This is a genomic window from Nitrincola tibetensis, from assembly GCF_003284585.1.
GTDB classification, from domain to species: Bacteria; Pseudomonadota; Gammaproteobacteria; order Pseudomonadales; family Balneatricaceae; genus Nitrincola; species Nitrincola tibetensis.
The window spans coordinates 1-916 of sequence record NZ_QKRX01000042.1 but is presented as its reverse complement, the minus strand read 5'-3'; the positions used below and the strand labels follow the sequence as shown (position 1 = coordinate 916).

1 protein-coding gene is annotated in these 916 nt (G+C 46.9%); it reads left to right on the top strand.

Features of this window, described 5'->3' with window-relative positions; translation table 11 throughout:
- A partial coding sequence (locus DN062_RS18395; RefSeq protein ID WP_133256787.1) for an ATP-binding response regulator occupies positions 1-682 on the top strand: 682 nt, incomplete at its 5' end.
- Between the last annotated feature and the right edge of the window lie 234 nt (positions 683-916).

The window sequence follows — 916 nt, the reverse complement described above, 5'->3', positions numbered from 1 at the left end:
GGGACAATTTTTACGACTTGAGGTTTGGGACACAGGCGTAGGGATTGCGGAAAACAAGATCAAAGAGGTTTTTGAGGAGTTTAAGCGCATCGACAATCCACGTCACAGCGAAGTAAAGGGACTTGGGCTAGGCTTAGCCATTACAGAGCGTATCGCACGCATGCTCGGCCATGAAATTAACGTTCGCTCATGGCCCGGAAAAGGCTCTGTGTTCAGTGTTCGCGTGCCCTTAGGTGATCCGGCGCTTGAAATCAAAAGCAAGCCTGAAAAGCGAGGTTGGATCCGCAGCAAAGGTCTTAATGGTATTCATGTGCTCGTCATTGATAACGAACCCAAAATTCTTGAAGGCATGAGGGCACTACTCGAAGGCTGGTCATGCAACGTTTTAACGGCCCTTAATGCTGATTTAGCCGAACAAGAGATACGTGAGCGTAACTTTACACCGGATATTATTCTCGCGGACTATCATTTAAGCGATGTTCATACAGGTGTGATGGCGCTTGAACAACTCGGAGAGCTTTGGCGTCAGCCAGTGCCTTCAATTGTTATCACTGCGGATCGCACTGAAGCGGTCAAAGAGGAAATTGAACAAATAGGTGCGCAATTATTGACCAAGCCTATTAAGCCCGCGGCACTGCGTGCCATGATCAATAAATTGATTGCTCAGAATCGGGAGGACTAATCACTATTGACTTAGGTTCCTCTTTACTTAAGCGTCTGTATACCTAAGCTCTAATACTTGGGCTCGTCTGCATACATAAAGCGAGGCATTGCCACGTTTAACCTCGGCGGCCCTGCTCTGCATAAATAAAAAGACCCCTTTACGGGGTCTTTTTAAACATCAGTATGATTTAAAGACCATCTGTTTTGACAGGTTCGACCCCTAAACGCTGCGCTGCAATAACTGCTTGTGTGC